Source organism: Moritella sp., assembly GCF_033791185.1.
Lineage (GTDB): Bacteria > Pseudomonadota > Gammaproteobacteria > Enterobacterales > Moritellaceae > Moritella.
The window spans coordinates 1-16,418 of sequence record NZ_JASJHF010000220.1 but is presented as its reverse complement, the minus strand read 5'-3'; the positions used below and the strand labels follow the sequence as shown (position 1 = coordinate 16,418).

Genomic DNA, 16,418 nt, shown 5'->3' with positions numbered 1-16,418 from the left:
GTATCAGCTGGATTTACTTATTAATTCTGGTTCAAATTCGTACTGAGCATAACGGGTGATACAAGCATGTAATAAATCATCATCATCATAAAATTCAAAGACCATTTCAGCAATTGCATGCAATGCATCTTTGTCTTCACTATGGATAGTAAACATCAACGTCTCATCACCAAAAGTCAGTTTTTCTAATAAGCTGGGATTCTTTTCTGAAAGCATATTTTCTAACAGCAACGCCCAATCTTCACCATCTCCTAAAAAGTCATGAGATTCAAAAGCTTTCCATTTTAAATCACTTAACATCAGGCTATGATCGCGTTTGAAAGTGGAAAATAAAAATGGGTGGTAAACATTTACTTGCTTCATAATATCTCTTTAATATGATTAGAATAGTCATGAAATAACTTCTCCGGAGAGAGCAAGAAGTTAAGGTCTCTCTACCCTACTCTCTGTATTTTAATTAAATGATAGATGCATCATGTTTTACCTTATTACTATTAAGAATGGCATATTGAAACACCGCTATTTATGATATTTGTGAGCGCAGTGATGCCATGCTGCCGTACAAAATTATCAAAGATTTAAAAATGGTAACTGTAAGCTATCGAAAAGCCGCTTAAACTAAAGGTGTTTAAAATACTGTCATCTCTAAGGTGCCAAGCTAAATGGCGATAAGTCAGTTCAACATCTCCCCAAGCGCCGCCATAACCGACCCCACCGATTAGCTGGTAGGTAAGATCAGAATTTCCGATACCAAAATCTGCATGATAAGGGATAAACCACTGTTCGGTAATATTGTATTGGCCCTTAAGCCCAATGATACCGTCTAGAAGTCCCTCATAAAATGTCCTTGTTCTCTGTTTAACAATATTATCTCGGTCAACTTCGACTTCAAACTCCATACTGAAATATCTTAACCCAGCAATAATATCCACAGTCAGCTCATCAGAACTGGCTACAGCGTACCCACCATAATAGGAAGACTGCCATCCCTCAAAACCAAGCTCGACTTCTCTTGAAGTGTTTAAGATGTTTACGCTTTTTGTATTGCTCATATCAAGATAAGCAATATCTGTAAAAAAGAGATATTTATCATATCTCACCTCAAAGGATCCCATCAAAGCAAGATCTAAGGAATCAAGCACTTGGCTAGGGTCAACAGGCAGAGGTTCTTCTCCTGAGCCATCATTCGGTGGTACGTTAAGATTGCCACTCCCATCTATCGACGGCAGCCAAAAATATAACGATGCACTACCACTCCATTCACCAGCATCAGCTGAATTTGTACCGAAAAGTAAAACAGCTGCGATAACTAACCTACTCAGCGATTTTTCATATGTTATATTCATGTACGCATACCTTTAGTTGTCTCTGTATTGCACTGTGCCTCAATGTAATTCAGCATAAAGTTCCGACTAACCACCGATAGATAACACAGGGCCTTTAGCAGCGTCACCAGAGTCCGTCAGGCTGAGTAATATCTGTATTACACCGAAGGTCCGTTTACTCATCAGGTCCCTGTCGTCTATATAAAACCAATAGCCACGCTCACGGATTGCTACGTAAGGCATTTCAGGCTCTTCAATGGACGAGTGAACTTGCAACAAAGGTCCGCCTAGGCCGGTATCAACAAACGTTGGAGAGGTTCTTCCTTCATCGATGTGTTGCTGGGGAACATCTACCAGCCGCGCTAAATCGACCATCATGTCCAGTATAGATAACGTCAACACGACAAGCGCATCAGGGTCATGACTTGTTAACCCGTACGACAAAGTGAACTCTTTAGCCCCCTTGCGCAAACCAAGAGTTTCCCGTAGGAAAGACAGATCGTCACGAGTCTGTTCATCAAGCTCAGCATCGTTCACGTACAACACAATCCGCGCCCTCTCATCCACATTACTACTGCGCCGCAGAGCTATAATCCGCGCTTCGCGCAGCCGACTCCAAACAGACAGCATGTCACGAAACCTAGGTTCGGCCTGCAAAGGAGGATTCGCATCTGCCACACCATTGATTTGTGCAACAGTCAGGCGAAACATAAGTTCGGTTGACCACCCAGATTGCACCAACGCGAACAATGATTCAGGTGAAATGGGCTTTAACAAACTTTCAGAAAACTTTCTTCCCGAGATAGGACTGTACGTGATCGTCGGACGATCTTCCCAACGCCCCCCAGCACCAAGAGTACCGGTATTACTCCCGCTATTAAAACCAACCCCTGCGTCGATGTTTCCTGACAAGGAGTACTGATTAATCACCGAAGCAACATCAACAAAGATAGGTGCCTCCATATACCGCAGGCGAACTATGTTGCCGAGCAGTTGCTGCTTAATGGATGTATTCAGGGAAAGTCCATAATCCATCCGGTCCCGTTCGATGGTACTTGGGCCTAGGCTAGTACAAGAGACTAATACAGCCGTCGATGTAATAAGCAAGGCCTTCAAACTCCGTTGTAATATCATTGCAACCCTCATATAGAATCCCTCCATTGGTTCGCTTAGCACTCATAACTACCTAAGTATGTAGTGATTTAGTGAATTTGCCCTTCTCGTTGGAGACTTTTTTGATCTTTAGATAGAATCGTCTACTTACAATCCGATATGGTGGGGAATTCCTTTGAAACATACCTAGACTTGAGGATGACTCACAATAGGGTTAGCGCGGCTGTAGAATTCGCTGGTGTTATCCAACATCTGGGGTTAGTGGGACGCGGATCTGCGTTGCGCTGTTTCACATCTGCGCTGTAGGTTGGAAAAATCAGGCACTAAATAGTGCCTGAACAATTTTATGCTGTGGGTAGCGCATCTGAATAAATATTTAGTCGACCTTCATACTTATTATGCAGGTGTGAATATGCAACTTGAACCATGTCATAGCGCCCGCAAATATAAAGATCTGGTAGAGTGTTGAAGTCGTAATCTTCATAAACGATAGCGAGTAATCGTCCTTGACGTGCCACGATACTCTTCGGGCTAACTTCCGTCACAGGAATGTAAGTAAAGCCAGAGTATGATGCTTCTAATTCAACAAGATAATCATGCTCATAGAGATCTGCCTCACTATGCCCTCCCCAATAGAGAGTAATTTCACTCTCAGGATTGCGTTTTAGGGCTTCCTTTAACAGGCTGCGCGTATAGGTGTAACCTGAACCTCCGGCCACCAGTACAACGCTCCCATTAGCAGGGCGTAACCAAGCATGCCCCTTCGCGCCTTCAACAGTCACACGTTGTTCATTTTGAAAGCATTGTTGCAGGTACACGACACTGTTAGCTAAAGTACTCTCTTCTGAAACACCACCCAAATGTAGTTCAAACTTACGGTTCCCCTCCGGTGAGCTGGCAATTGAAAATGGTAATTTCCCACTCTCACCCAACTCAAGCAGGACATATTGACCCGCAAGAAAATCGAAGTCATCCTCGGCTTCTAAGATGACGCTTAATGTCTTTTTGTTAAGGTACGTCAGATTAACGATCTTACAATTTACAGACATTATTCCTCCTCATGGCTAATCGCAATAACGTCACAGCGCTTACCCGTTGAGACGGAGGATGGATCGAAACTAATCTCCAGCGAATATAAGGTATCAAGCATTACTTTTGTTAGACAGACGTTTTCAATCACGAAACAATTATTCTCCTCACAGCGCTTATCAAACGAAATATGTTCATCACCATGCGCACCAATCCCATAGCTATCAATCACAATAAACATTGGTGAACTTTTCAGGATAGAATCTAGTACATCAGTATTCAGCACCGTAGATTTCGCACCGTAATTCGGATTCCCGTAACCATTTTCTTCAAAGTTTCCTGTATATAGAAGCAATGATTTGCCCGATAGTTCAAGCGTTTCAACCTGTTCTAACGTTGGCATTACTTCCGAACAATCAATAATGTGAACAGGTGTCGTATATGCTGTCTCTAGCGGCATTTTAGTATAACAATCAATGTGAGTGCCGATATGGCCCATTGCATTTACAGAATCAGACTGACGCTTCGCCCACTGATAAGCAGGATGGTCTTCTGAAATTTCAATACTGATATTTTTTCGGTTCATGTTTACTTCTCCTCTAAGTTGATAGGGAGAATTTTAGCGCCAATATGTACGTTCCATTACAAATATTAAGACAAAAAATATCAAAATAAGGCCATTAAATACCAACCTGACGCTTTTAGTTAACTTTGTTACCCATTTTATAATATTCAAATACCAAGTGCAGAGCCTCAGCCTTACTTTTACCTTCAGCTATTAACCGTTCAATATCTTCAACTATATTTTTTTGTACTGCTATTGGAGGTAAATTTTCTATGTCTATCTCAATATTCATAATATCTTCGATGCTAATTTCCATCTTTATTCCCTCATCATTGATTTACTGGCTTGCGACTGGACAACAATATATTGCTGCTTATTTGATAAGCCAGGTTATTGCGATTTTATTATCAGCACTGAATGCAAAAAACAGCCATACTTACGCATGGCTGTTTTTAAAGCGTGATTTTAGTTGTTTAACAAGATTCTAGCAGACTCTCATCGTCGGTATTTAAGTGTCATCGAATAACTGATTGCCACTTTAACAGCCATCGTAGAATTCATTCACCTTCAAATCACCCGTATCGATTACATTAGAACCATCTTGTTGTGTGTATGAGCGTGTAAGATGAATAAAACAATTCAGCGCTCTAAGTTCTGGCATTGTAAGTTCTTTATCCGCTAAATATACGAACGTAGTTCGCGTCATGGTCAATGCATAATTGGTCACCATGAAACCCTCAATATTCATTGCCGCTTTTATGTGTTCAGGCTTAATACTCATGTGGCCGTCAAGCACATACAAATCGGTATTGGGGATGTTTGTTTCAACTTTAGCTGATTTAATTCCCACGATAGTTGCCTTGCTCATAACAATTGAGTTCGCCGCTTTAAGAGCACCAACGAAACCATCGAGAGAAGCGATGCGTGCATCCCTCTGCAAATTGATAAATTTGGGTACCGCTGTGGCAGCAAGGATCCCCAATATTACAATAACCACAACTAGCTCAATCAGTGTAAAGCCCTTACTCTTCATTATTCTTTAACTCCAATAACCTTACCGGTGTAAAATAGATCGATTTAACTTTTATTGTTATCACTCATCAATTTTACAACATCGTGAAAATGACGTATATGAATATCGGAGCCTAACAAGATAGTCCTTACTGTCTGCGTAAATAATCACCGTTATTTGGTGTTGCACCTGAGAACCAACAATAGTGAATTGCTGATTCAATTAGTCTAAATGACTTTAGTCAATTACTTGAGTAAAACACTGGGTTATAGTGACGGGGTATTTTGCTTAACACTAAATTAATTAACGAGAAGGGTATTATTATGAGTTGTTGTGGTGGCTGCGGCGGACAAGATCTAGAAGACACAAAGAAAACTGAAGAGACTGAACAAGATTCACAGTAGTGACTAATGATTCGCTAGATCAAACAAGACCTTACTTATCATCTGTTGATTGGTAGGGTCTTTTACTAAAAAGGACTCGCTAATACTTGTGTCCAATAAATCTTATAATAGGAATTTTTATTGGTAAAAGAGGCCATACCCATCTGCGAATACTCCGCATCCATAATATTCAAACAGTGTCCTTTACTGCCTAACCAACCTTTTATCACGACATCAGCCTCAAGCTGTCCTGCTGCAATGTTTTCTGCCGCAGCACGCCAATTATAACCCGCAGCATAAGTACGCTCCCCTACTCGATTACCTTGCTTATCTTGATGATTAAAATAATCACCATTTGCCATATTTTGTGAATGCGCAAACGCTGATTGCTGCAATTGCACGTTCCACACAACAGGGGAAACCGCCGACATCTTGCTATTACCACATGTATAACCACCGACACGAGCAGCATTCACGGCTGCTAGCATCTTACGTTTAAAGCCGGGGGATGGTTCAGGGCCTAGCCTTCGAGTTGGCGCTGCGCCCGCTGGTTTTAGCTGTTGGATAGCTTTCGCGGGTGATACGGCTCCCTCATCCTGGTTATGCTTACCATCGCTCACACAGCCGGTGAGCAATACTGCAGTGGCACAAATCATTATCCACTTGGTTGTATACTTATTCTGTTTACTCATGTGCCCTTCCTGTGCTATCGGTGCAATCGTTACAACTATCATGCACATCATGATCTGTCATTATTTTAGCGCTAATAACTGCTGTAAACGCACAGGTTCACGGTCAATTTGTTGTAGTGCCTGTTTAAAGTTACGTCTTAAATAACCTTTAAGATTACGCGTTGCATCGGCAGCAGGGATCCCTTTTAAGCGGCAAAATAACGCCAATGCAAAGATAACATTATCCTCTGACAAGGCTGCTTGTCTATTGGCTTGAGCGTTATAACAGCTACCACAACCGCCTCTAAAAGTATAAGCCGAGTTTGCCATCATCACACCAAAGCCCATGAAAATAGCGATGATTTCGGTACTAGCATTAAAATACTCTGCACCACCGGGTGGTAATTGCTGTGATTGTGCCACTACATGTTGCGCTAAATGATGCGCATAGCTCGAAGCTAAATCACCCGGCTTAGATGCTTGTTGTGGATTATACGTCATTGCTAAAGGCTGGACAGCCACTAACGCAGGTAAGTTATTCGCACCGGAAGAATCTCGCTGAACGGCAGATAAATCAAGTAATGCAGGCGGTTGTGGGGTAAACAATTGAGGTGCTTGTAACTGTAGTGGCCAATGACTTAACCCGGCATATTTAACCACATGATTAAAGATGGTTTCAGCCATGCCATGACGGCTATCGACATTACCGGGAAAGAAGTCATTGGTGGGTTGGATCAACTGCGTACGCTGAAAGAACTCTTGGTGGTCAAAATGGGTTAGCGCCCACTCGAAAGTATCAAACATCCACTCACAGCTGGTGTCATCAATAAGTGGTTTAGAACGAAATAAATTCAGCATTGGTTGTCTTTACAGGTAATAACGGATAACAAACATCATATCCTAACTATCAATAGCGACCAATAAACCAATGCCACATTTTGCCGATGATGAACTAATTAATTTTTTAGCCAAAATTTACAGTTGCGTAATCTTATAACCAGCGGCTTCTAATTGCTTTAACAAGCCATCCTCGCCCACTAAATGCAAGGTTCCAACTAAGACTAACTCTGTGCTTTGGTTACTAAACATTGTTTCAATTTGTGGTAACCAGTTATTATTACGTTGTACTAATAATGATTGATAAATATCGGGAAAATCTTTAATCAACGGCGTGATAGCAAGATCAACTAGCGCCTGACGTTCACCATTGCGCCAGCTTGTTTTCATCTCTTGCATGAAGGTCGGTAATGTTTTTATATCGTCGAGACTGTAACGGATCAACGCATCTTCTTTACCTTTACCAAGGCCGGCAATAAACGCTAACTGCTGCTCTACCGTCTCTAATTGGCCCAAAGGTTTGCCATCCGCAACGGCTTTATTGTTAAAGTGTTTATCAACACCAATGCCAGTAAAGTTGAGGCGTTGTAACTCGACCATGGTTAACATTAACGAGATCATACTCGGTTTGAAGTTATTAATAACCTGCATGCCAATACCACGAGATTGACAATACGCGGCTAATTGTTGATATGTGTCCGCGGTTAAATGCTGGGTTAGATCTTGGCCTTTCGGGTAACTAAGCTCAGTTAGCATAGTTTGCTGAAACTCGGGGCTGTCTAACTTAGCCATGTCTGTTTCTAATACCAACACATCCGCCAAGGCATAAGCGCGATCAAACTCGGCGGGTAACGGATAATCTTCTGCTGTTAAAACATGTACCGTGCCACCTAAATAGATACTGCTTTTACCATTACTCACTTCCCATACTGATGATGCTGCCAGTGCTGAATTAGCGACGCTACACAGCAGGATTGAAAAGACATACCATAATTTAGACATTTTCATTGAAGCCTCTTTTTTTATCGTGTTTATCACCATAAAGCTAAACTTTTATATACATCTGGTTTTATAAAGCTAAGTTTTATACATCTATATTTTATACAAAACTAAGTATTGTATAAATCTCAGCTTTGTATCATTCATTGCTTATTTGGCATCATAGGTTTTATCAAAGACAAGAAAAATGCGGCTGAAATAACAGATGAACCAAATAACATGCACATGATCATGATTTGGTATCGGACCGCAATGAAGGGGGATACGCCTGATAAGATCTGACCCGTCATCATGCCCGGCAAAGACACTAACCCCACGGCAAATAAGGCATTGATGATAGGTATTAGCGAGGCTTTTAGAGCGATACGGCGTGCCACGATATAATCTTCACCACGCGCCATCTCGGCATTTAAACGTTCAGCAGATAAACTGACACTGTTCATTGCATTAGCAAATGCCATTCCTGCTAGCGGCACCATGTATTGCGGGCTATACCAAGGGTCTAGTCCCAGCACGCCTGCGCTCATCACAAATAAAGTAAAACCGCCACCGAGCGTCACTGAAAATAACGCATATTTGTACATTTTCCAGCGTTGTTCCGGTACCGCACCCAAAGCAATCCAGCTGGAGGCGACCACCATGACTAACAGCACAACAACCACGATACCCGCACTGTGCGATTCAAAGATATATGACAAAAAATAACCAATTAACAATAATTGGATTAGCATACGCGCCAATGCATACAAGCCATTTTTAATTGGCAAACGCCATTGTATTAAGATCGCCAATGCAACTAACACCGGAATAAAAGCAAACGCCAAGTGGGTGAAGGATATTACCTGCACCGTACTACTCATGATTTACCACCAGTCACGGGTTGCACTGGTATATCCGAGGCTGCGTATAAGGCATCTATATTAACAATACGAATATGGCCTCTTCGTTCTTCAATTAAACCTTCTTTCGCCAATTTTTTGAGTAGACGCGAAAATGTTTCCGGTTGAATCGACAATAATGATGCAAGCGTTCGTTTTGGTATATCTAATTCAATCACTCCTTCATTACCATCTTTATCTTGGATATTCTGTAGCAAAAACAATAGTAAACGGTTTTTGGCATTTTCTACCGATAGCATTTCTATTTCATAAAGATCATGGTGCAGACGAATACTCATGTTCGCCATAATGGCGATACCGGCTTCAGGATTACTTTTGAGTATTTTTAAATAGGTTTCATTATCAAACGCAATCAATTCACTTGCTGATACCGCTTGCGCTGCAACAGGATAAAAAGGCTTGTTATTAAACATTAATGCTTCAGCGAAAGTATTACCTTCACGCATCACCTCGACCACCTTTTCTTGTCCGCTCGGACTGGTACGATAAAGTTTGAGATGCCCGCGCAATACTAAATAAAATCGGCCAGCTTTATCCCCTTGATGAAACACATTCTCCAATGGGTCCACTTTATATGTTTTGGCGGTGCTAAATAGCTGCTTAAATTCAACATCGGTAAGTGCTGAAAATAAATGGTGATTTGATACTATGTCGATTATATGAGTGTCGGTGATCATGAAATCCAACTTTTAACTGCGGTTGTTATCTGCATAGGATAGAAGATATCGTAAGCAGATGATAAGAACCAATATAATGCCATGATTTTGGTTTTAAACAAGTGTCCCGTGGTGTTTTAAACACACAGGACAAGTTCTCACTCCAGCGGTATAATTAGCCTTTCATATTACCAGTTATATTGAATACCGACTGATACTGCAGTATCTTCGGATGGACTGATATCAATACCGCAGTAATCGTATTGATGATATGAGGTATGCTCAAACCGCCCTTTCAGCCACCATTTTTTACTGTCGCCTAGAGGCGCGCCGACCCTAAATTGCCACTTCATGTAACTTACATCTGTATCGTGCTCACCATAACCAACAAAGTACTCAGGTAATACACTGAAATAACTACCATTATCTGACAGCTGTAATCTGACGACAGGAAGAATGAAGAAACCATCGAATTTGCTAGAGCCCAATCCTTGTCCAGAGTCGAGTCCATCTTTACCCATATCACCATTAAACACATAATTCACTTGAGGCATAAATGTCCATTTATGCCACTGATAGGTAGCAATAGCCCCCAATGAATCAAATTTATAACCAAATTTCCCTTCAGGAGATCGAGCCAAATTTCGATCAATACCATAATAGTTCCAACCAAAACCAACAGAAGATGTTACTTTCCATTGCTGATTAATTGACCCCCTCACTTGCATAATGTCTAAACCGTAAGGTGTTTGTTCATCACCCGAATTCGCATTACCAAGCTTACCAAAAATAGCTTCAACAAAACCAAAATAGGAGCTGTTTCCTAAGCGGCCAAGGGTATAAGTGTCAATTAAGATGTTTTGACTAGAGACTGCATGTTGGCTATCAATATTGGCCGCGATGGATGACGTTTGCTGAGCATACACAGATGTATTGGTATTGTAATTCTCCCAATACTGTTGGTCTAAGTTATCTTCAGCACTTAATGCATAGGGAAAGCTTGCTACGATAGGAAAAAGTAATAATGATTTTTTAAATGTCATGACTGATTGGCGACTTCACGTTGATAGGGTGAGCGCATGGTAGTTATTAAGTTCACGCTATTCTGTGAGTTATCAACACCTTTAGATATGACGGCGCAAAGAGTTAAGTGATTGGCCTATAGAGCCAAATGTTTTACATGAAACTAACCGTTCTTGACGTAAAACACAAAAAAGCCTGTTGATTAATATCATACTGCTGATTGTATTGCATATGATAAAAGTTTTGTGCTACCGTCCAGCCGTTTATTTAAAAATGGAGATAAAATAATGCAAATTTTACAAGGTCTACAGATGCTATTCGTCGCATTTGGTGCCCTCGTATTGGTTCCACTGCTTACTGGTTTGGATCCCAATGTCGCGCTGTTCGGTGCCGGTCTCGGTACTCTAGTTTTTCAAGTTATTACTAAACGTTCTGTTCCTGTGTTTCTCGCTTCTTCTTTTGCTTTTATTGCTCCGATCATGTTCGGTGTGCAAACCTGGGGCATCGCTAGCACCATGGGTGGCTTAATGGCAGCCGGTTTCACTTATGTATTATTGTCTGCGGTGATTAAATTTCGCGGTGTGGCGATTATTCATAAGCTACTGCCACCTGTTGTGGTGGGCCCAGTGATCATGGTAATTGGTCTTGGTTTATCACCTGTCGCAGTAAATATGGCTATGGGTAAAACCGGTGATGGTGCAGTGCAGTTAATTGATAACGAAGTCGCGATCATCATTGCCGCTATCTCATTATTTACTACGATTGCAGTGAGTGTGTTTGGTAAAGGTCTGCTTAAACTGATCCCTATTATGGCTGGTATCGTGGCAGGTTATATTGCCAGTCTGGCTTATGGCATTATTGACTTTTCCCCAGTTGCTCAAGCAAGTTGGTTAGCATTACCGAACTTTACCTTCCCAGAATTTAACATCAATGCCATCTTATTTATGATCCCCGTTGCACTAGCACCAGCGATTGAGCATGTAGGTGATATTCTGGCTATCTCCAATGCAACCGGTAAAGATTACCTGAAAAAACCGGGTTTGCATCGCACCCTTGCTGGTGACGGACTGGCAACAATGGCTGCATCAATGTTTGGCGCGCCGCCAAATACCACCTACAGTGAAGTGACTGGTGCAGTGATGCTCACTAAAGCATTTAACCCTGTCATCATGACATGGGCAGCAGTGATTGCACTTGTGTTAGCGTTTGTTGGCAAACTTGGTGCGTTATTACAAACCTTCCCAGTACCTGTAATGGGCGGCATTATGATCTTACTGTTCGGTACCATCGCAACAGTTGGTCTAAACACCCTGATAACCAATCGCGTTGACCTGCATAAATCTCGCAATTTAATCATTGTCGCAGTGACATTGGTATTCGGTATTGGTGGTATGGCATTTGGTGTCGGCGATTTCAGCCTGCAAGGTGTAAGTTTATGCGGTATCGTGGCTATTATTCTTAACTTAGTATTACCGAATGAATTAGGTGATAACCATGTTGTTGATAAAGTAGAAATAGACACAGAAGTGAGTGCTAAATAATTAACGACTGCAGTTGATGATTATTTACAGTTTATGGCTATTTACTTACCGTTTATGACGATTTAAATAAAAAGCAGGTGAACGCTGATATGTATCGGTTATCACCTGCTTTTTTTATTACACTGGTAATGGTTTAGATGTGTCGTATACCAGTTCGTAATAATGATTGTTGTTATATTCAAACTCTTGAATAACCGTCAAGCCTAATTTTTTAGTATGCGCCGCATAAGACCTTGGGTTAATCTTATTAACAAAGGTCACTAAAATAGGGAAACGCTTCGCCATCTGAGCTCTAGAAAAATCAAAGATGGCTTCTAATGCACCTGTACCACGGATACTTTTATCAATACAAACCGGACCATATTGATACGAATTATCAATAGATAGTTGCTGACCTAAGTACTCCAAGTTCGGTAGTTCTTTGATCATGTGCACAAACATCGGCCAGTTAGACCAAAATGTCCAAGACGCAGCCATCACGTAAGCAACAACTTTACCGTCTTTGCGCGCAATAAACAGGCCATTTTCTTCGGTAATTAAACGCGTTAATTCTTCTTTGGTAAACGGTGTCGTAACAAATCCATCCGCTTTGTCTTCCGCCGTCATAGAATCAACTTGGTATTTATAATGAAGTATTAACGTATCTTCAATATCACTTAATTCAGCTAGTTTTAACTGCATGTTTACGCTTCCATTTATTGCTATATCTCGTCCTATTAATAACGCAAATATACCACTATCCTTATAACCGGATCCAGTGATAAACAATCACTCGTAATAAACAGCGGCCGTAATAAACAACCGTTAAATGAAGCTGAGTTCGGACAACTTAGATTCAATCGACAAGTCTAATAGCTTATTCTGGAAAACCGGCAAACGTCGGCGCATCTAAAGCCGCGTCGTACCAAGGTGCCCGTTCATGCCAAAATATATTGTCCTGTGGGGCGACATTGAGCACCGTATCTTCGTCGACATCCAGTGAACCCGCAGGCACGATTAAGGTTTTTCCTTTATTGACTAAATACGGCACGCCAGTACCACACTCGGTGCAAAATACCCGGGCGAAATGGCGACTAGGATAATCAAAACGCTTGGTTTTATCCGTTCCAGCTAACCAAGTAACATGACTAGGCTGACAGAATAAATTGGATGCATGGGCTGAACCCGTTATTTTTTGACACTGCTGGCAATGGCATAAATGAAACTGACTAAAATCATTACTCACTTCAAATTTAACCGCACCGCATAAGCAGCCGCCTGTTATTTTGCTCATTATGTCTCTCCCTATAACCTAGATATGTATACCTATATACCTATCAATCTACCTGCTAATAAATTAACCGACTGCTGAAATAAACTAACTATCGCTAATACGGAAACCTATTTTTAACGTCACTTGAAAGTGCCCAACAGCCCCATTAACGATGTCACCGCGGGTTTCAGTCACTTCAAACCAATCCATATTTTTTACCGTTTTATTACACTCCGCCAATGCATTATGCACAGCATCTTCAATACTTTTTGTTGACGAACCAACCATTTCTATTTTTTTGTAAGTATGATGATTTGACATAGCTAACTCCAATTAAGCATAAAATAATCTCAGTGTAAATATAGCTTGGTATTGCTATGATGGTTGCAACAAGGAGGTTTCATGTTCAAATCATTAAGTAAATTGTTAACTAAAGCCGTCTACGCGCCGGTTATCATTGCTCAAGGTCGTTATGTAAAGAAGGTAACGCCAAAGCTACCTGAAGCGGCTGGAGAGCGTTCTGGAACGACTGGCACAGGACAAAAAATACGGCTACTCATTGTGGGCGATTCCGCAGCAGCAGGAGTTGGCGTAGATAACCAATCACAAGCATTAAGCGGCAATCTTGTCGCGGTATTAGCCGAGCAGTATCAAGTTGACTGGTTATTATTAGCCAAATCAGGACATACCACGTTAGATAGTTTACAAATGTTATCAGCTCAACCACAGCAAACATTTGACATTATTGTCACCTCACTTGGGGTTAATGATGTCACAGGTTCGTTACCCGCCGCAGCTTGGATACTGCAACAGCAAGATTTAATCACTCGATTACGTCAGCAGTTTAGTTGCCAACAGATCCTTATCACCCAAGTCCCTCCTATGGGGCAGTTCCCAGCTCTACCTCAACCGCTTCGCCGATATTTAGGCGCAAGATCAACTCAATTTAATCGTAAGCTATGTACCTTAGTTGAAAGCCTAAGTGATTGTCAGGTTATTGATATCAATGCAGAACTAAACGCAGAAGACATGGCGGCGGATGGTTTCCATCCGGGGCCCGTTATTTATCAGCATTGGGCGCAAGTTGTCGCCGACAAAATAAAATTACAACTGGCAACTGACAACTGACAACTATGAATAATTAATATAATAAAGCCCTGTGTATACAGGGCTTGCTAATTTTCACTGATGATTGATACCACAATCATCTCACCTATTATTCATAATAAGCATCTGGTCGTGCGCCTTTATAATAGCGGTACAACCTAGGCAAAGCAGTTAACGTTTCATCATTTTGCAGCGCATAAGGATTATTTACGTTACTGCTATCTTGAAGGTATTCCGCCATACCAAACAAGTAATGCTGGTTAAGTAGATGGCCCCAAGCATTAGCCCCTTGTTTTTCATACACCCCCCCGTCAATTTCGATAATACCACTGTCATCGCCTTGCAATGGCGAAAGCACCCCCAACCTTGCGACTAAATCAAATTGATTAGCAAAATTTTCAATGTAGGGTAAACCTATCAGTTCTCCTTTACCGTTGGTCGAATGACACACATAATTCATTTTATCGGCACAGTTAGCAAAAGTATAAACCTCAAGTTTTTTCATCATAGTGACCAGATAAGAATCCAGTTCATCATCCGTAAATGTGAACATAGTGTCTCTCCAAAATAAATCAAAGGCTAAACGTTCTAGATTATTTAGCTGTAATGTCAATTTGGTTTCAGGTGCGTGCTGTACTGCTTTGACTTGACTAATGCTTTTCTGTAATGCACGTAATACGTTCGCTGTAATGATGGTACCTTGAGAATGGCACAGCAACACAACTCTGTCTTTAGCAGGATCTTTCAGCGCTTCCAATACCGCAACCGTGGCCTTAACCGCGGGCTCTGTCATCGACTGTTCATCATTTAAATTGGGGGTCGTTTTAAATACTTTACCCGTGACACACTCCACCAGATCCAAGACCGTTGAATCTGTTTGATTATGCACCACAGTCAATGGCCGTTTAAATAATTGGCTTAATAGCTCCGAATTCATCATAGCGACATCTTCATTCGTCGCAATGCCGTTGACAAAAATCCACTGTTCGTTGATAAATGATGTGACACTTGCGACTGGGTCAGTTTGTTGGAAATAGTTACTTGGACGCCAAAATAAATTTTGAACCACCGGTGGTAATAATGTGCGAGCCCAAGGACCAGGAGCATGAGCAAATGCAGGAACCAAAGTATCGACTAAATAATTTGCAGTTCTTATCGGTCGCCAAAAGTCAATAATGTTAAATTCTGAATCTTTTTTATGCGGTGGAAACCAACTTCCTATAGGGCCAAAAATAGATTGCACATATAACGGCGGGAAGAAATTCAACGCTTGAAACACGACTTTGGCAATAGTTTCATAATCGTTATAGTTTGTAGGATCGTCAATTTTCAATACTGACGCTATAATTTTTGATATTTCTGGATCGAGGTTTTCCTGCTTAACCACAGCTTGGTTTAGGCTATCAGCCATCTTGTGCTCCTTGCAACTATTGATGAAATAAATTCACTATTTACGCTAACGGATATTTTTTACAGCACCAAGTTATCCAATATTTTTTTTACCTAATTATAAATATCTTTAAAACCCTGTGAGCAACTACTTATATTGAGAGCTAAAGTGTGACCTAAAACTTTCCATTTATTAAATCTGAGACTTAAACTATCGACTCTCATTTTTATCACCGCTAACGACATGGATGTTGCTATGTTACTCAAGAATAAGATCGCACTATCATTTATCGGTTTAATTTTATTTTTTTGGGTCACCACCACAGGTATCATGTTTTATAGCATGCAAAAGCAGTTCGAGATAAATACTGGCTTGCACTTGCAGCATAATGTTGAGAACGCGGCTAAGAAAGTGGATAATTTTATGCTTAAAGTACAACTCTACTTTGAGCTACTCAGCAAAAGTCCATTGTTTACACTCGCCGATCATGTCGAAATAACCAATTACTTTGAAGAGGTGTTATCACAGAAAACACTTGCCAGTAGTATCAGCTTTCTCATGGAAACCGATAAAGGACATGGCCGGTTAGAAGAGCGTAAATATTGGATATCAGAAC

General features: G+C 41.1%; 20 protein-coding genes. 3 read left to right on the top strand and 17 right to left on the bottom strand.

Annotation, left to right across the window (positions count from 1 at the left end; genetic code table 11):
- Positions 1-3 precede the first annotated feature (3 nt).
- The 13 genes from QNK26_RS13045 to QNK26_RS12985 form a co-directional block, all read right to left on the bottom strand.
- Positions 4-363, bottom strand: coding sequence for an Imm51 family immunity protein (locus tag QNK26_RS13045; protein ID WP_319223600.1), 360 nt, complete (start codon positions 361-363; stop codon positions 4-6).
- Positions 364-578: 215 nt separating this feature from the next.
- Positions 579-1,346 carry a hypothetical protein gene (locus tag QNK26_RS13040; protein ID WP_319223597.1) on the bottom strand — a complete coding sequence of 256 codons (768 nt, stop codon included), beginning with the start codon at positions 1,344-1,346 and terminating at the stop codon, positions 579-581.
- Positions 1,347-1,412: 66 nt separating this feature from the next.
- Entirely contained in the window at positions 1,413-2,360 is a 948-nt protein-coding gene (locus tag QNK26_RS13035) for a hypothetical protein (protein ID WP_319223595.1), read from the bottom strand.
- A gap of 422 nt (positions 2,361-2,782) precedes the next feature.
- Positions 2,783-3,487: a hypothetical protein gene (locus QNK26_RS13030; RefSeq protein WP_319223594.1), complete on the bottom strand. Its 705-nt coding sequence runs from the start codon at positions 3,485-3,487 to the stop codon at positions 2,783-2,785.
- Positions 3,487-4,053: a cyclase family protein gene (locus QNK26_RS13025; protein WP_319223593.1), complete on the bottom strand. Its 567-nt coding sequence runs from the start codon at positions 4,051-4,053 to the stop codon at positions 3,487-3,489. The genes QNK26_RS13030 and QNK26_RS13025 overlap by 1 nt, the downstream gene beginning before the upstream one ends.
- A gap of 115 nt (positions 4,054-4,168) precedes the next feature.
- Entirely contained in the window at positions 4,169-4,348 is a 180-nt protein-coding gene (locus tag QNK26_RS13020) for a hypothetical protein (RefSeq protein WP_319223591.1), read from the bottom strand.
- Positions 4,349-4,570: 222 nt separating this feature from the next.
- Entirely contained in the window at positions 4,571-5,065 is a 495-nt protein-coding gene (locus QNK26_RS13015; protein ID WP_319223589.1) for a prepilin-type N-terminal cleavage/methylation domain-containing protein, read from the bottom strand.
- 448 nt (positions 5,066-5,513) lie between these two features.
- A complete protein-coding gene (locus QNK26_RS13010) occupies positions 5,514-6,119 on the bottom strand; it encodes a CAP domain-containing protein (RefSeq protein ID WP_319223586.1) in 606 nt (201 codons plus the stop codon).
- A gap of 60 nt (positions 6,120-6,179) precedes the next feature.
- Positions 6,180-6,956 carry a hypothetical protein gene (locus QNK26_RS13005; RefSeq protein ID WP_319223584.1) on the bottom strand — a complete coding sequence of 259 codons (777 nt, stop codon included), beginning with the start codon at positions 6,954-6,956 and terminating at the stop codon, positions 6,180-6,182.
- 117 nt (positions 6,957-7,073) lie between these two features.
- Positions 7,074-7,943 (bottom strand): TraB/GumN family protein, encoded by an 870-nt coding sequence (locus QNK26_RS13000; protein ID WP_319223582.1) that lies wholly within the window; start codon positions 7,941-7,943, stop codon positions 7,074-7,076.
- Between the two features lie 134 nt (positions 7,944-8,077).
- Positions 8,078-8,794 (bottom strand): ABC transporter permease, encoded by a 717-nt coding sequence (locus tag QNK26_RS12995; protein ID WP_319223579.1) that lies wholly within the window; start codon positions 8,792-8,794, stop codon positions 8,078-8,080.
- Positions 8,791-9,510, bottom strand: a complete 720-nt coding sequence (locus QNK26_RS12990; protein ID WP_319223576.1) for a Crp/Fnr family transcriptional regulator — start codon at positions 9,508-9,510, stop codon at positions 8,791-8,793. Before QNK26_RS12990 ends, QNK26_RS12995 begins: the two co-directional genes overlap by 4 nt.
- Positions 9,511-9,677: 167 nt before the next feature.
- Positions 9,678-10,532 carry a hypothetical protein gene (locus tag QNK26_RS12985; protein WP_319223574.1) on the bottom strand — a complete coding sequence of 285 codons (855 nt, stop codon included), beginning with the start codon at positions 10,530-10,532 and terminating at the stop codon, positions 9,678-9,680.
- A 267-nt stretch (positions 10,533-10,799) separates the two neighbouring features.
- Between QNK26_RS12985 and QNK26_RS12980 the strand changes: the two genes are divergently transcribed.
- A complete protein-coding gene (locus QNK26_RS12980) occupies positions 10,800-12,053 on the top strand; it encodes a uracil-xanthine permease family protein (protein ID WP_319223572.1) in 1,254 nt (417 codons plus the stop codon).
- 117 nt (positions 12,054-12,170) lie between these two features.
- Here QNK26_RS12980 and QNK26_RS12975 read toward each other — a convergent pair whose 3' ends face one another.
- From QNK26_RS12975 to QNK26_RS12965, 3 genes are all read right to left on the bottom strand, one after another.
- Positions 12,171-12,734 (bottom strand): GNAT family acetyltransferase, encoded by a 564-nt coding sequence (locus QNK26_RS12975; protein WP_319223570.1) that lies wholly within the window; start codon positions 12,732-12,734, stop codon positions 12,171-12,173.
- 175 nt (positions 12,735-12,909) lie between these two features.
- Complete coding sequence (locus tag QNK26_RS12970) at positions 12,910-13,326, bottom strand: GFA family protein (protein WP_319223568.1); 417 nt, start codon at positions 13,324-13,326, stop codon at positions 12,910-12,912.
- A gap of 84 nt (positions 13,327-13,410) precedes the next feature.
- Positions 13,411-13,626: a dodecin gene (locus QNK26_RS12965; protein WP_319223565.1), complete on the bottom strand. Its 216-nt coding sequence runs from the start codon at positions 13,624-13,626 to the stop codon at positions 13,411-13,413.
- A gap of 81 nt (positions 13,627-13,707) precedes the next feature.
- On the opposite strand from QNK26_RS12965, the gene QNK26_RS12960 reads away from it, so the two are divergent.
- The gene (locus QNK26_RS12960) at positions 13,708-14,433 is read left to right on the top strand and encodes an SGNH/GDSL hydrolase family protein (RefSeq protein WP_319223563.1); all 726 of its coding nucleotides are present in this window, start codon (positions 13,708-13,710) and stop codon (positions 14,431-14,433) included.
- 88 nt (positions 14,434-14,521) lie between these two features.
- Here the strand turns inward: QNK26_RS12960 and QNK26_RS12955 are convergent, their stop codons facing one another.
- Positions 14,522-15,823, bottom strand: a complete 1,302-nt coding sequence (locus QNK26_RS12955) for a hypothetical protein (RefSeq protein WP_319223559.1) — start codon at positions 15,821-15,823, stop codon at positions 14,522-14,524.
- A 234-nt stretch (positions 15,824-16,057) separates the two neighbouring features.
- On the opposite strand from QNK26_RS12955, the gene QNK26_RS12950 reads away from it, so the two are divergent.
- The coding region (locus tag QNK26_RS12950; protein ID WP_319223558.1) for a hypothetical protein at positions 16,058-16,418 on the top strand (361 nt) is incomplete at its 3' end.

Excerpts from the sequence above, each read along its gene's own strand:
- QNK26_RS13000 (WP_319223582.1), bottom strand. The coding sequence starts at position 7,943 with ATGAAAATGTCTAAATTATGGTATGTCTTTTCAATCCTGCTGTGTAGC.
- QNK26_RS12965 (WP_319223565.1), bottom strand. The coding sequence starts at position 13,626 with ATGTCAAATCATCATACTTACAAAAAAATAGAAATGGTTGGTTCGTCA.
- QNK26_RS13030 (WP_319223594.1), bottom strand. The coding sequence starts at position 3,487 with ATGTCTGTAAATTGTAAGATCGTTAATCTGACGTACCTTAACAAAAAG.
- QNK26_RS13020 (WP_319223591.1), bottom strand. The coding sequence starts at position 4,348 with ATGGAAATTAGCATCGAAGATATTATGAATATTGAGATAGACATAGAA.
- QNK26_RS12985 (WP_319223574.1), bottom strand. The coding sequence starts at position 10,532 with ATGACATTTAAAAAATCATTATTACTTTTTCCTATCGTAGCAAGCTTT.
- QNK26_RS12995 (WP_319223579.1), bottom strand. The coding sequence starts at position 8,794 with ATGAGTAGTACGGTGCAGGTAATATCCTTCACCCACTTGGCGTTTGCT.
- QNK26_RS13015 (WP_319223589.1), bottom strand. The coding sequence starts at position 5,065 with ATGAAGAGTAAGGGCTTTACACTGATTGAGCTAGTTGTGGTTATTGTA.
- QNK26_RS12955 (WP_319223559.1), bottom strand. The coding sequence starts at position 15,823 with ATGGCTGATAGCCTAAACCAAGCTGTGGTTAAGCAGGAAAACCTCGAT.
- QNK26_RS13005 (WP_319223584.1), bottom strand. The coding sequence starts at position 6,956 with ATGCTGAATTTATTTCGTTCTAAACCACTTATTGATGACACCAGCTGT.
- QNK26_RS12970 (WP_319223568.1), bottom strand. The coding sequence starts at position 13,326 with ATGAGCAAAATAACAGGCGGCTGCTTATGCGGTGCGGTTAAATTTGAA.
- QNK26_RS12975 (WP_319223570.1), bottom strand. The coding sequence starts at position 12,734 with ATGCAGTTAAAACTAGCTGAATTAAGTGATATTGAAGATACGTTAATA.
- QNK26_RS13010 (WP_319223586.1), bottom strand. The coding sequence starts at position 6,119 with ATGAGTAAACAGAATAAGTATACAACCAAGTGGATAATGATTTGTGCC.
- QNK26_RS13035 (WP_319223595.1), bottom strand. The coding sequence starts at position 2,360 with ATGGATTATGGACTTTCCCTGAATACATCCATTAAGCAGCAACTGCTC.
- QNK26_RS13025 (WP_319223593.1), bottom strand. The coding sequence starts at position 4,053 with ATGAACCGAAAAAATATCAGTATTGAAATTTCAGAAGACCATCCTGCT.
- QNK26_RS13045 (WP_319223600.1), bottom strand. The coding sequence starts at position 363 with ATGAAGCAAGTAAATGTTTACCACCCATTTTTATTTTCCACTTTCAAA.
- QNK26_RS12990 (WP_319223576.1), bottom strand. The coding sequence starts at position 9,510 with ATGATCACCGACACTCATATAATCGACATAGTATCAAATCACCATTTA.
- QNK26_RS13040 (WP_319223597.1), bottom strand. The coding sequence starts at position 1,346 with ATGAATATAACATATGAAAAATCGCTGAGTAGGTTAGTTATCGCAGCT.
- QNK26_RS12960 (WP_319223563.1), top strand. The coding sequence starts at position 13,708 with ATGTTCAAATCATTAAGTAAATTGTTAACTAAAGCCGTCTACGCGCCG.
- QNK26_RS12980 (WP_319223572.1), top strand. The coding sequence starts at position 10,800 with ATGCAAATTTTACAAGGTCTACAGATGCTATTCGTCGCATTTGGTGCC.